Source organism: Spirosoma daeguense, from assembly GCF_054776875.1.
Genome location: NZ_BAAHBF010000003.1, coordinates 520,638 through 533,692, shown reverse-complemented (window position 1 = coordinate 533,692; position 13,055 = coordinate 520,638). Strand labels below are relative to the sequence as shown.

Below are 13,055 nucleotides of genomic sequence, written 5' to 3'. Positions count from 1 at the left end.
CTATAAATTTTTCTTTTTCATTTCGTTAACGGCAAACGTAGCAGCTCTTGCGGTTAATGCCATAAACGTAATAGATGGATTCTGAGAGCCGGTGGATGTCATAGCTGCACCGTCAGTTACAAAGACATTTTTTACCGAATGCAATTGGCTATGTCCGTTCAACAGTGATGTTTTCGGGTCACGGCCCATACGGACTCCGCCCATTTCGTGAATGTCAAGACCGGGATTACGCTGATCATGATTAGGTTTGATTCGTATACAGCCTGCTTTTTCGAGCATATCGGCTCCCTGCTCCAGAAAATCGTTCGAGATTTTGACATCGTTATCGGTATATTCAATCGACGTAACGAGTTGTGGAATGCCCCACGCATCTTTCTGGTCAGTGCTCAGCCGAACATGGTTTTCGTAACGCGGTACCGTCTCGGCTTGCACCATCATGTAAATATTCCAGGCACCCGGTTCACTTAATTTATCTTTGAATTCGGCACCAAAACCAGCCTGAGCTTTTCCCCTGCCCCAGTTTGTACGGGCAGCGCTAAAAGCAACCATATAACCTCGTAGGAAATCCATTTCCTGTTTACCAACATTTCGAAAGTTCGGCATAAAGGCCGTAGTTGGTCGCCGACCAAAATAGTAGTCATCCTTAAAACCCTCATAATCAGCCGTAATACTTCCGCGATAATTGTGAAACGCTACGTAGCGACCTAATAAGCCATTATCATTGCCCAAACCGTTTGGAAATCGCCGGGAGGTTGAGTTAAGTAGAATCAGATTGGTATTCAGGCAAGCTGCATTTACGAAAATAACTCGGGCATAATATTCCGTCATTTCCTTTGTGTGGGCATCTACCACGCGAACGCCAGTCGCTTTCCCGAACGTCGACCCGGCCTTTGTTTCATCATAAATAATCGAGTGAACAACTGAATCAGGACGTAGCGTAAGCTTACCCGTTTTGGCAGCCCAAGGTAACGTAGCAGAATTCGAACTGAAATAGCCACCGTATGGACACCCCCGATAACATAAATGCCGTGCCTGACATTGTGCCCGGCCCTGATCGTAATGAATTTGCTTAGGTTCGGTCAGATGGGCACAACGACCGACGATAACGTGGCGATCTTTATACTGCTCAGCAACGCGTTTTTGAATATGTTTCTCAACACAGTTCAATTCCCAGGGCTTCAGAAATTCGCCGTCAGGCAGCGTTTCCAGACCATCTTTATTACCGCTTATTCCCACAAATTTTTCGACGTGGCTATACCAGGGCGCTACGTCCTCATAACGTATCGGCCAGTCGACAGCGGCCCCGTCACGAACATTGGCTTCGAAATCGAATTTACTCCAACGTTGCGTCTGCCGCGCCCAAATCAATGACTTACCTCCTACCTGATAGCCGCGAATCCAGTCGAACGGTTTTTCCTGAACATAAGGATGTTCGGCATCTTTCACGAAAAATTGCTGGGTACTCTCATCCAGCGCGTAACATTTGGTGGCAATAGGATTCTCTTTGTCGAACGCTTCTGACATTCGATTCCGATGCGGAAAATCCCAGGGATTTTGAGTAGCCGTCGGATAATCGGTAATGTGTCGTACATCACGCCCACGTTCCAGCACAAGCGTTCGCAACCCTTTTTCACAGAGTTCCTTAGCCGCCCATCCCCCACTAATACCCGAACCAATCACGATAGCATCGTAAGTGCGAGCCGCTTTTGCATCACCAGTTATGTTCATTATCCAATGTATTTCAACTGCTATATTACGAATTCATCTTACCGGGGCCAAATCCTATCATTCCGATAGATTTCTGTAAACAACCAACATTGCTTTGAGCTTATAAAAGCAAGAAAAACCAAAGCAACGTTATGTCAATTAAAATTCCTCCTCAACATCAGAACACCCAGCCGGGCATTGAAGCAGAACTGAAACCCCAGCCCGAAGTGATTCGGGAATCGTATCAGGGAGCCGATAAATTGAAAGATAAAGTCGCGCTGATTACGGGTGGCGATTCAGGTATTGGTCGGGCGGTGGCTGTGCATTTTGCCCGCGAAGGTGCCGACGTATCCATTTCCTATACACCTCGTGAAGAAGTCGATGCGCAGAAAACCAAAGAGTTAGTCGAAGCTGAAGGACGTAGTTGTTTACTCCTGCCGGGCGATATTCGTCAGGAAACGTATTGCAGTAAAATTGTCGACGATACGGTAAAGAAATTCGGGAAACTCAATATTCTGGTCAACAATGCGGCCCTCCAATTACAACACGAAACGCTGGAAGAGGAAACCGACGAAGACCTGCTCGCTACGTTCGAAACAAATATTTATTCATTTTTTCGGGTCACAAAAGCGGCTGTACCTCACTTGCAGGAAGGTGATACAATCATAAACACAACTTCCGTAACGGCTTATCAGGGCCGCGCTGATTTGCTGGAATACTCCTCGACCAAAGGGGCAATTATGACGTTTACGAGGGCATTGTCGAGCAATCTGATTTCCAAAGGTATTCGGGTTAATGCCGTTGCGCCCGGCCCCATCTGGACTCCATTGAACCCAGCGTCGGTAAGTGCCGAAGAAGTTGCCGAGTTTGGGAAAGACGTACCAATGAAACGCCCCGGACAGCCCAGTGAAGTCGCGCCTACCTACGTTTTTCTGGCCTCAAGTGATGCATCTTATATTACCGGTCAGGTATTACATCCCAATGGCGGAACCATCGTGAATGCGTAAAATCAAATTTAAAGAGCAGCAAATTTACCGACACCTGTTACTTCTTTGGGTAGCCACTGCTCTTAACACTTGCTTTATTCCCTACAGACATGGATCAAATGGAAATTGCAACCAAGCCTCAGCATCAGAATGCACAGCCGGGGCTGGAATATAAAATGGACCCGCAACCGATTTACATCCGGGACGATTATCGGGGCTCCGATAAATTGAAAAATAAAATTGCCCTCATCACTGGTGGCGATTCGGGTATTGGCCGGGCCGTTGCGCTTCACTTTGCTCGTGAAGGTGCTGATCTGGCAATCATATATCATCCACGAGAAGAAGAAGACGCGCAAAAAACCAGAGAGCTTGTTGAAGCTGAAAACCGTAAGTGTTTACTGCTTTCGGGCGATTTGAAAGACCTGAAATTTATTCAGGATGCCGTCGATTTGGTGATTGATACGTATGGTCGCGTCAATATTTTAGTAAATAATGCCGCCAATCATGTCGAACAAAAAGAGTTCGTCGATATTTCGGATCAGCAAATGCGCGAAACGTTTGAGCTGAATATTCTGGCGATGTTTCGGCTCACGAAAATTCTGTTGCCCTACATGACCGCTGGCGATTCAATTATCAATACGACGTCGGTTGTATCGTATCGGGGTAGTGAAGCGCTTATTGATTATGCTTCGACCAAAGGAGCTGTAACGTCTTTCACCCGCTCTCTGTCGCAGAATCTAATCGAACGTAACATTCGCGTCAATGCAGTGGCTCCCGGCCCAATCTGGACACCGTTGATTGTAGCTACCAAAACCCGAAAGGAAGTAGGTGAGTTTGGAAAAGATACGCCCATGGAACGTCCCGGACAACCCGCAGAACTGGCCCCTGCCTACGTTTTTCTGGCCTCCGAAGACGCTACGTATTATGCGGGTCAGGTTATTCACATCAACGGTGGCGAGGTGGTAAATTCGTAGCGATTCTGCTAGCTAGCTGTTATATTTAAAGCCATTCCTTATAACTCGGGAATGGCTTTTTTTAATGGAAACTACTGCTACGTCGCCCCTGCCAGTACCGCAATTAGCTGGCCTGCCGATGGTGGGCAATACCCTTGCTTTTCTTTATAATCCGCTGAAAACGCTACGTTCGCTCCAGCAACAGCACGACCGAATGGTTCATTTGCAGATTGGCGGACGAAATCAATATCTGGTTTTTAAACCCGAAGATGCCAAGCATGTTTTACAGGAGAATCATCGAAACTATGGCCGCTCACCAGCCTTTCAGGTGCTTCGGATTTTTCTAGGGAATGGTCTACTCACCAGTGAAGGCGATTTCTGGCGTCGGCAACGGCGACTGGCTCAGCCCGCTTTTCATCGGCAAAAACTGGTGGCTCTGGCAGAAACAATGATTTCGGAAACCGCCGACTGGATTGATGAACTTAAACAGCTTCCAAAACAACAGCCTGTTAACGTATCACAGGCATTCATGGACGTTACGATGCGTATTGTCTGCAAAACGCTTTTCGGCTCTGATACGGCAGGCAAATTATCGGGACTGTCGTCGGCACTGGATACGCTCAACTACGTAGCGAACCGTCGATTGTTATCACCTATTCGTTTCCCGTTGCATTGGCCAACGCCAGCTAATAAACGTTTTCGTCAGTCGAGCCAGCTAGTTAATACGTTCATTTATGATGTGATAAATCAGCGACGGCAAAATTCATTAATAGAAGAAGCACAACGTAGTGACTTGTTGGGCATGTTGCTTAGTGCCGAGGATGAAGAAACTGGCGAGCGCATGTCCGATACCCAACTACGTGATGAATGTGTTACGCTTTTCTCAGCGGGCCATGAAACAACAGCAGTGTCGATGGCGTGGACGATCCACCTGCTTACCCAGTATCCTGACGTGTTGGCTCGTCTGAAAACAGAGATTGAGTCTGTTTTGGGCAACGAGCGTACCCCACCAGCCGACGTGTTTCGGGCGTTGCCGTATACATTACAGATTATTCAGGAATCACTACGTTTGTATCCGCCCGCCTGGATTATGACCCGACTTGCCTTTCAGGATGACACAGTCGGACCATATATTATTCCGGCAGGAGCCACAGCTCTTGTATCCCCTTACTTGCTCCATCGCGACCCCAATTCATGGCAAGATCCTGAGCGATTTAATCCCGATCGATTTGCGCCGGGCAATGAAAAAGACCAGGCTCACGCTTATGCTTATTTGCCTTTTGGTGGCGGGCCGCGCTTATGTATCGGTAATCAATTTGCGCTGATGGAAATGCAGATTCTGCTGGCGATGCTCGTGCGTACATTTGCTCTCAAATCGATACATAACAAACTTATTTCACCTCGGCCACTCATTACCTTACGCCCGGCAAAACCCATTTTTGCGTTATTGGCATAATTTTATAATTATATTTTTCGAAGAACTTTAGTCGTAAATCGTTCCACGCGGATGCTAAAACGTTGCTCCATCAGGCTATTACGTTTTTCAATCAGATAAATCCGTGAAACCGAGTTGCATCTTTCGTAGAAGCTATTGACATTCTGGTATGTATAGCCAAACTTAGTTAATCCATTGATGTTCATAGATTATTCACCTTAAAGGCGACACAATGAGACTACAAATTCATGCTGTGCGTTTCACAGCCGATCAAAGCCTGTTAGATTTCATCCAGGCTAAGCTTGACAAGTTGGATACCTTTCACGACCGCATTATCAGCGGAGAGGTATTTTTAAGGCTCGAAGGGGCTGACACTAACAAGGTTAAGGAAAAAATAGTCGAAGTACGAGTATTGATTCCCGGCAAAGAGTTGTTCGTGAAAGAACACGACAAAAGTTTCGAAAGCGCTACCGACCGCGTTATGGACGTATTAAAAGATAAACTCGTTCGGTGTAAGCAAAAACGAAATGATATTTCCAACTCGGCCATTGTACAGGCAAGAACCCAAGAAGAGGAAGAAGATGAAGTTGTTGAAACAGACGACTTTTAACCAACTATAACTAATCTAAAAACAACAAAAGCCTCTCCAACGGAGAGGCTTTTGTTGTAGGTATATATTCCTTACAGCGAAAAAGCTTCTTTGACTTTATCAACAAAATCAAGCTTTTCCCAAGTGAACAATTCAACTTCCACTTCTTTCGTCTGTCCGTTCGAAGTGAATGTTTTCGTTACAACTTCGCTCTTACGTCCCATGTGGCCATAAGCTGCCGTTTCCGAATAGATTGGGTTACGCAGTTTCAGACGCTGCTCAATAGCGTACGGGCGCATATCGAAAATCTGACTTACTTTTTCGGCAATCACGCCATCATGCAGATCTACTTTCGACGTACCATAGGTGTTTACGTATAAACCACATGGTTTTGCAACGCCAATCGCGTATGAAACCTGTACCAGCACCTGATCGCACAGACCAGCAGCTACCAGATTTTTAGCAATGTGGCGAGTTGCGTAAGCGGCCGAACGGTCAACTTTCGAAGGATCTTTACCTGAGAAAGCACCACCACCATGAGCACCCTTACCACCATACGTATCAACAATAATTTTCCGTCCGGTTAAGCCCGTATCGCCATGTGGACCACCGATTACGAACTTACCTGTTGGGTTGATGTAATACGTAATATCATCTGTGAACAGGCTGTGCAGGTCTGCTTTCTGAGCTGCTTTTACCCGAGGAATCACGATATTGATAATGTCTTCTTTAATTTTCGCCAGCATCGTTTCGTCATCGGCAAAATCATCGTGTTGCGTCGAAACTACGATGGTATCGATGCGTATCGGCTGGTCATCATCCGAATACTCAATCGTAACCTGCGACTTAGCGTCAGGACGCAGATACGGCATCAGATCAATTTCGTTGTTACGGATATTCGACATTTCACGCAGGATAGCGTGCGCTAAATCTAGCGGCAATGGCATAAAATTATCCGTTTCGTTAGTGGCATAGCCAAACATCATGCCCTGATCGCCAGCGCCTTGCGCATTGGCTTTGGCTTCGAAATCCGAATCATCGGCCTGACGGTCAACGCCCTGATTAATATCAGCCGACTGGTCATGCAATGCCGAGAAAATGCCACACGAATTAGCTTCGAACATATATTCGCTTTTCGTGTAGCCGATTTTACGGATAACTTCCCGGGTGATTTTCTGAACGTCGAGATACGTTTCAGTTTTAATTTCACCAGCCAGTACAACCTGTCCGGTTGTTACCAGTGTTTCGCAGGCAACTTTACTAGATGGGTCAAACGCTAGAAAATTATCAATCAGTGCGTCAGAGATTTGGTCAGCGACTTTATCGGGGTGTCCCTCAGAAACGGATTCAGACGTGAAGAGATATGGCATTACGCTATCTATATGACTTTGTTTGCAATCACAAAGCTACGAGTTTATAAATAGGTGGCAAACAAATCAACAATAATGCTCAGCGCGCTCCAGTTAATTTACGCCGAATAACATCGAAAAACGCTTTTATAAACGGCCAAATCGGCATCGTAGCAAAGAGTCGGAGTTCATCAACGAAACTCGTATCCTCGTCCAGAAACGTAAACACACGTCGGGGATTTCCGGTATAAACTCGCGTAAAAACGTCGTCGGCTGGATGACGATTCTTTTCCAGTACGTTCAAGAATATACTGTCATATAATTTAAATCGCTTCTTAAACCAAGGGTCCTGACGTATTGGGTTTCCGGTTTCGACAAGATTCTGGACTATATTGCTCAAATACCGTTGTGTTCGTTGAAATGTATACCCTGTCGATGCTTTTGTAAATCCACCCGATGTACCAATTCGAACAATATGTTCCGAAGGTTTCTCCTGTGTCAGTTCGTCTGACATTGGAATGACACCATACTCACTTTCAGCAATTCGATACGTACCCGTATCCAGAAAACGGTCGATATACTGACGTAGCTGTGCTTCATATTCATCGTCTGCAAGAAGCTTCTCGTTAAAAAGCGTAAACTCCACCAATGCCGTTTTTTTATCGAACGGCAATACATAAACGAATCTACAGTCGCCGTGCTGTTCCATCCGAAAGTCCATTATCTGAGCTTTTTCAGGAGTAAAACAGGGCTTTTCGGTGGTAATGACCCAACCTTTAAAATGCTGAAGTAAGTTATGGTTTTCGGGTTGGTTTAGTTTCAGAGCAAACGTACTATCGAAGATGTAATCGGCAATATATGGCTCATCGTCAGCGATCAGAAAGCCGCCCTGTGGCGTTTCTTTGATCCGGTTAATAGTTGCCTGTTTTCGCTCAAACGTAGGATGTTTATCTAGTTCATTCTGTACAAACTGATAGAAATCAATGCCACGTAGCATTTTATACGTATACTCGCCCAAATCTACAGGGCCTGCATACGTAGTGCCATGAAAACAAACAGATTTCCATTTTCGAAACAAGATTTGTTCAAATGGACCTGCTTCTCGTTCCCAGAAACACCAGGTTCGATCATTTCGGTCTTTCGGTTCACGATCTATAATTAGAATACGGCGATCTCGGAGCGGTGACTGCGACAGATAATAGGCTAGACTAAGTCCGGCCATTCCTCCTCCCGCAATGATGAAGTCGTATTTTTCCATGCAGCAAAGAAAAAGTCTGAACCCAAGTTCAGACTTTTCTTAAGTAAGCACTATAGTTGCTTAATTGTTTATAAAATTGGCACCTCAATGGCAGTTATTACGTACTGTAACGACGTAGCAAGGCTCATTTTAAACATTTACGTGTTTCTCAGCGTGATAACTGGAACGTACCAGTGGACCTGATTCTACGTATTTCAGCCCTCGTTTCAGCCCTTCTTCCCGATACATGGCAAACGTATCAGGGTGAATCCATTCAATTACTTCATGGTGCATTTTGGTTGGCTGAAGATATTGACCCAGCGTCAGTACGTCCAGACCGTTTGCAGCCAAATCGTCCATCGCTTTAAAAACTTCGTCATGGGTTTCGCCCAAACCAAGCATGATACCAGATTTAGTACGTTGTCCATATTCTTTCGTCCGACGAATCTGCTCAAGACTACGCTCGTAACGAGCCTGTGGACGAACCCGACGATAGAGCCGTTCAACCGTTTCCATATTGTGTGAAACCACTTCCTGGCCAGCCGAAATCATTCGTTCGAGCGATTCCCAATTTCCTTTTGTGTCAGGAATCAATGTTTCGATTGTTGTAGAAGGCGATGCTTCTTTGATTAACCGTACGGTCTGGTACCAAATTTCAGCACCCCGATCCTTCAGCTCATCACGGTTTACAGATGTAATAACCGCATGTTTCACCTTCATCAGTACGATGGCTTCGGCTACCCGACGCGGTTCGTCGGTATCATACTCATTAGGACGGCCAGTCGCTACGGCACAGAACGTACAACTCCGGGTACAAACATTTCCCAGAATCATGAAGGTTGCCGTACCTGCTCCCCAGCACTCGCCCATGTTCGGGCAATTGCCGCTTTCGCAAATGGTATGTAGCTTATGTTCGTCGACCAGCTTACGTACTTTAGCGTATTCGGGCCCAATAGGCAACTTTACGCGGAGCCAGTCCGGACGTTTTTTGCGTTGTTGTTCGGAGGGTATTACAGGTAATTCAATCATAACTCCTCAATACTTTCCATCAGAATTCGTTTTTCGGCCGTAAAGTTCACGAAAAGCGCAGGGGTTGTCATAAGCACGGATAGCAGGGGATGGGATACCGTAGTTTTTATTCTACCCCGCTCTTTGCAATCCCTATCCCCTACTTCTTGCTTCCGAAAAACAGGGTTATGTAAGCCGATGTAAATAGGCTTCGATTACCGTCTTCGCGATTACCAGTAGGGCTTGTATTGGGAATAATCACAATCGTGTTTGGGAAAGCTTCGGCCAGAAAACCGATTTCAACACCTGTTGTATTGGCTCGAAACGCGCTCAGTTCAAAACTTAGAGCCGCTTTTACATTAAGCCCAACCGTTAGTTTCGACTGACCAAATCCTTCCAGAAACCCACCCGAGCCAATCACGGTTTCGCCAGTTGGTGTTGTGAATCCATTTACCTGCGAAGCGGGCACAGTTCGACTGTTGTTGCCATAAGCAACTTCAAGGTAATAAGGCTTAATAATACCCAACGATGGTCCGGCAGCTACAATTGCACTTACAGCGATACCTTCATCGGCCTTGCGTTGAAACAGTTTCACCTCACGACCATACTGCGGACGTAGCACAAACAGGTAATTTTCTTTTCCGTTGATATAACGAGACCCTAGTGAGTTAATCGAAGATTGAAGTTCCTTTGGGTGCTTCACATTAACGAGTTCTACACTTAAATATCGGTATTGCGGTAAGCCAAATAACGTACCGGATAAGAGTTTCGATTGCCGAAATGAAACGCCACCAATCACTCCAGCATTTGTGTTGGTAGTGATACCAAACGTGGTTTCAGTTGGGTAAATTTCATCGTCGGCATCTGTATTTTGTGCCTGAGCAACCTGAGCCGAGAGCATCAGGCCGCATACCGTAAGCCCAAGAAGTCCGTAAAGTGTTCGCATTGTCGTAAATTCCTGAAATAAAGCTACTAATTTTTACGAAATCATAACCCGTATTAGCGTAACTACACCAATTATTTTATGTTTAACCAAAAAAAGTAAGTTCGTAAGTGGTTTAACTTACTGCTAATACAGCATAATTTCCAGCATATGGCAACCATTCATATTGATTATCAGGGCAATTTACGTACCGACTGTGAGCACATCCAATCAGGAACGCATATCAACACCGATGCACCAACCGATAACCAAGGACGAGGTGAAGCTTTTTCGCCCACCGACTTAGTAGCCAACGCACTAGGCTCCTGCATTATTACAACTATGGCGATTTTCGCCCGTCGCGATGGCATCGATTTAACACACAGCGCCCTCGACGTAACGAAAGTTATGAGCTCTGATGCCCCCCGACGTATCAAACGTATTGAAATCGATCTTGTGCTACGTGCCAATCGAAACGGCGAAGTTTTTCTACCAGATGACGAAACGCGCGCACGGCTCGAAAAAATAGCCCATACTTGCCCCGTTGCCATTAGCCTACACCCCGATCTCGAACAGGCGATAAGCGTTCGGTGGGAAACTGCAATAGGCGTTTGATAATGGATAATGTTTTACAAACTATTTTTCATTATCCATTCTTTCTCTTTTTATGCTTCTGTCGCCAATATTTAATATCGGCGGTCAGGTTTTCGAGAAAAAACGACGGGCCGACTGATAGATATAATCCCGTATAATTAATCTGGCTTTCGGGAATATCTTTTTTCAGAATAAAACGGTAGCCCACCAACATATTCAGACCAAACCAGTGTAAAGGACGTAGCCATTTCACTGTCGGAAATTGGTACGCGGCTGAAACCCCAACACCTAATGGAATAAACACTCCTCTGGCTAGTTCATGCTTGTCGGCTCCATCGTCGTTACGTTCATAACGCGAATGCCCATAACCAAATTCGAGGGGTAAACTAACTTCAAACGCCCTCCGACGTAGCAGATACCGCTCGTAATAAACGGTAGCCATTCGCAGTCGGCGGGTAATTGATTCAGACGTATTAGGTAATAAACCAGGCTTGTCAAGTTGCTGATTGACAAAGTAAAAGCCAGCACCAGCTTTAAAACTGGCCGTTCGTCCTTCTTTCAGATTGGGTCGCCGACGGCTGGGCGGGAACAAAAAACCAGCCCGCAATCCATAAACACTGACAGGAACACGTCGATTATCTTCTGTACGTGTATCATTAAAGAAAAAAAAACGTTGATCGGTCGACGCCGTAAAGGTTAGTGATTTGGGTTGTATACTAGCCGTTGTATCAGGCATGTTATTTACCAATTGGGTGCTAGTCAGCTTTGTTTCTTCCTTGACCGATACTTTAGCCTGCGCCATAACCAACTGACTAGTGCAGAGGTACAAAAGAAGAAATAAAAACAGACGATAAGGTAAACGCATAGATTTCAGAACGTTGATAACGATATAACGACCGAAGCCGGTAATGGTTCTGAACGAGTAACTTGCAACCTCAACTTGCTATTTTCTGGACTTTTGAATCGGTGATCTAAAAACTCTCGTGTATGTTCAACTAAATTTCATCCCACAGAAAGGCGCTCATGTCACTCAGGTTTTATGGTTCCTTTCATTAGTATACCGCTGTGCTAAATATCGAAAAGGCAAATTCTTAAATAAGTACAAATTCTCCCACTTCAAAGATCGCAACGGAGCAGCTTAAATAGGCCTATTAAGTATTCTGTTTTTTTAACTTTTGAGAAATTGTTCGTCTGCCTAGCGGCTTCTGGGAACGATCCCGGTAACGCTTGCATAAAAAAAATCAGATTTTTTATTCATAATATCTATTTTTATTCTAAACATTATGAATGCGTTTCCTTTAAAAGTGAGTCTCTTAGCTTCTTTATAAACGCAGAATAATCCAGAAACTCGGCCTTATAATACAATTAAATTAATACATTTTATTTAGCGATTCAATAAGTAGAAACCCTCAGTCCAGACGCTTTGGCCTACACGCAACAAACATATATCGTGAACAAGCCATACTCTGCTTACACTGTTGAGGAACTAGTACTTGACGACCTGTTTGTTCGTTGGGTGCAGCATCCTGACGACGATGAGGTAGCAGCATATTGGCAAAATTGGCTCGCTCAGAATCCTGAATGCAGCGACAGAGCAGAGCTAGCTCGAAAACTGATTACAGTCAGTAGCCGCCCCGCCAGCTCTCCGTTGTCGACCGATGAAATTTCATCCGTTTGGGGACGTATTCGTGTATCACTCCAGACAATGGAAGATGTACGACCGCTTCTCCCCGATGTACGGGCTGTGGTTGGCTGGTGGTATTTTATCCGCACGATAGTAGCCGCTATGGGAGTTGTTTTATTGATTGGCTGGGCATTGTGGATGCAATATGGACCAAATCAGGGGGTATCGACCATAACAACTGAACCAAATCAGACACGAAAACTCAAGCTCCCAGATAATTCAACACTAACACTATATCCTAACAGCACAGTACGTTATGCCCGCCGGTGGAACGATGACACGCCACGGGCCGTGTGGCTCAAAGGTGAAGCTGATTTTTCGGTTCAACACCGCAATGATACGTCGTCGGCAAGATTATTTCGGGTACATACAACCGATCTCACTATCGAAGCACTGGGTACAGCATTTCGGGTTCGTCAACAATCGCGGAGCACTTCCGTCGCCTTAACATCGGGCAGTATTAATCTGCTGGTCAAACACCATAACCCCATTCACCTTCAACCCGGCGAATGGATCGAGGTTCCTACCAGTTCGCCTAAGCTATTACCATAGTCTATTCTATTTCACGTTTTCTTAATTAACTCTTACTCC

General features: G+C 45.4%; 11 protein-coding genes and 1 pseudogene. 6 read left to right on the top strand and 6 right to left on the bottom strand.

The genetic code is table 11. From position 1 onward, the window contains the following. Positions 1-1,728, bottom strand: a complete 1,728-nt coding sequence (locus ACYVD4_RS11305) for a GMC oxidoreductase (RefSeq protein WP_460945539.1) — start codon at positions 1,726-1,728, stop codon at positions 1-3. 125 nt (positions 1,729-1,853) lie between these two features. Between ACYVD4_RS11305 and ACYVD4_RS11300 the strand changes: the two are divergent. From ACYVD4_RS11300 to ACYVD4_RS11285, 4 genes and pseudogenes are all read left to right on the top strand, one after another. Next, positions 1,854-2,714: pseudogene (locus tag ACYVD4_RS11300) on the top strand (SDR family oxidoreductase); the annotation flags it as partial. Between the two features lie 89 nt (positions 2,715-2,803). Then, complete coding sequence (locus tag ACYVD4_RS11295) at positions 2,804-3,667, top strand: SDR family oxidoreductase (RefSeq protein WP_460945537.1); 864 nt, start codon at positions 2,804-2,806, stop codon at positions 3,665-3,667. 64 nt (positions 3,668-3,731) lie between these two features. Next, positions 3,732-5,102: a cytochrome P450 gene (locus ACYVD4_RS11290; RefSeq protein WP_460945535.1), complete on the top strand. Its 1,371-nt coding sequence runs from the start codon at positions 3,732-3,734 to the stop codon at positions 5,100-5,102. A gap of 211 nt (positions 5,103-5,313) precedes the next feature. Then, positions 5,314-5,691, top strand: a complete 378-nt coding sequence (locus tag ACYVD4_RS11285; RefSeq protein WP_460945533.1) for an HPF/RaiA family ribosome-associated protein — start codon at positions 5,314-5,316, stop codon at positions 5,689-5,691. Between the two features lie 71 nt (positions 5,692-5,762). Here the strand turns inward: ACYVD4_RS11285 and metK are convergent, their stop codons facing one another. The 4 genes from metK to ACYVD4_RS11265 all read right to left on the bottom strand — a co-directional run bounded on the left by metK (position 5,763) and on the right by ACYVD4_RS11265 (position 10,210). Continuing rightward, complete coding sequence (metK, locus tag ACYVD4_RS11280) at positions 5,763-7,040, bottom strand: methionine adenosyltransferase (protein ID WP_460945531.1); 1,278 nt, start codon at positions 7,038-7,040, stop codon at positions 5,763-5,765. Positions 7,041-7,119: 79 nt separating this feature from the next. Further along, positions 7,120-8,277, bottom strand: a complete 1,158-nt coding sequence (locus ACYVD4_RS11275) for a lycopene cyclase family protein (protein ID WP_460945529.1) — start codon at positions 8,275-8,277, stop codon at positions 7,120-7,122. Between the two features lie 129 nt (positions 8,278-8,406). Beyond that, positions 8,407-9,285, bottom strand: coding sequence for a lipoyl synthase (gene lipA / locus ACYVD4_RS11270; protein ID WP_460945527.1), 879 nt, complete (start codon positions 9,283-9,285; stop codon positions 8,407-8,409). Between the two features lie 139 nt (positions 9,286-9,424). Next, complete coding sequence (locus tag ACYVD4_RS11265; RefSeq protein WP_460945525.1) at positions 9,425-10,210, bottom strand: hypothetical protein; 786 nt, start codon at positions 10,208-10,210, stop codon at positions 9,425-9,427. Positions 10,211-10,357: 147 nt separating this feature from the next. Here ACYVD4_RS11265 and ACYVD4_RS11260 point away from each other — a divergent pair, with 147 nt between their 5' ends. Further along, the gene (locus ACYVD4_RS11260) at positions 10,358-10,801 is read left to right on the top strand and encodes an OsmC family protein (RefSeq protein WP_460945523.1); all 444 of its coding nucleotides are present in this window, start codon (positions 10,358-10,360) and stop codon (positions 10,799-10,801) included. Positions 10,802-10,832: 31 nt separating this feature from the next. On the opposite strand, the gene ACYVD4_RS11255 is transcribed toward ACYVD4_RS11260, so the two are convergent. After that, positions 10,833-11,645, bottom strand: coding sequence for a hypothetical protein (locus ACYVD4_RS11255; protein WP_460945521.1), 813 nt, complete (start codon positions 11,643-11,645; stop codon positions 10,833-10,835). A gap of 585 nt (positions 11,646-12,230) precedes the next feature. On the opposite strand from ACYVD4_RS11255, the gene ACYVD4_RS11250 reads away from it, so the two are divergent. Next, positions 12,231-13,016, top strand: coding sequence for a FecR family protein (locus ACYVD4_RS11250; RefSeq protein WP_460945519.1), 786 nt, complete (start codon positions 12,231-12,233; stop codon positions 13,014-13,016). Positions 13,017-13,055: the final 39 nt, after the last annotated feature.

What these genes read in the sequence shown, in the direction of transcription:
- ACYVD4_RS11305 (WP_460945539.1), bottom strand. Translation starts at nt 1,728, where the DNA reads ATGAACATAACTGGTGATGCAAAAGCGGCTCGCACTTACGATGCTATC.
- ACYVD4_RS11295 (WP_460945537.1), top strand. Translation starts at nt 2,804, where the DNA reads ATGGATCAAATGGAAATTGCAACCAAGCCTCAGCATCAGAATGCACAG.
- ACYVD4_RS11290 (WP_460945535.1), top strand. Translation starts at nt 3,732, where the DNA reads ATGGAAACTACTGCTACGTCGCCCCTGCCAGTACCGCAATTAGCTGGC.
- ACYVD4_RS11285 (WP_460945533.1), top strand. Translation starts at nt 5,314, where the DNA reads ATGAGACTACAAATTCATGCTGTGCGTTTCACAGCCGATCAAAGCCTG.
- metK (WP_460945531.1), bottom strand. Translation starts at nt 7,040, where the DNA reads ATGCCATATCTCTTCACGTCTGAATCCGTTTCTGAGGGACACCCCGAT.
- ACYVD4_RS11275 (WP_460945529.1), bottom strand. Translation starts at nt 8,277, where the DNA reads ATGGAAAAATACGACTTCATCATTGCGGGAGGAGGAATGGCCGGACTT.
- lipA (WP_460945527.1), bottom strand. Translation starts at nt 9,285, where the DNA reads ATGATTGAATTACCTGTAATACCCTCCGAACAACAACGCAAAAAACGT.
- ACYVD4_RS11265 (WP_460945525.1), bottom strand. Translation starts at nt 10,210, where the DNA reads ATGCGAACACTTTACGGACTTCTTGGGCTTACGGTATGCGGCCTGATG.
- ACYVD4_RS11260 (WP_460945523.1), top strand. Translation starts at nt 10,358, where the DNA reads ATGGCAACCATTCATATTGATTATCAGGGCAATTTACGTACCGACTGT.
- ACYVD4_RS11255 (WP_460945521.1), bottom strand. Translation starts at nt 11,645, where the DNA reads ATGCGTTTACCTTATCGTCTGTTTTTATTTCTTCTTTTGTACCTCTGC.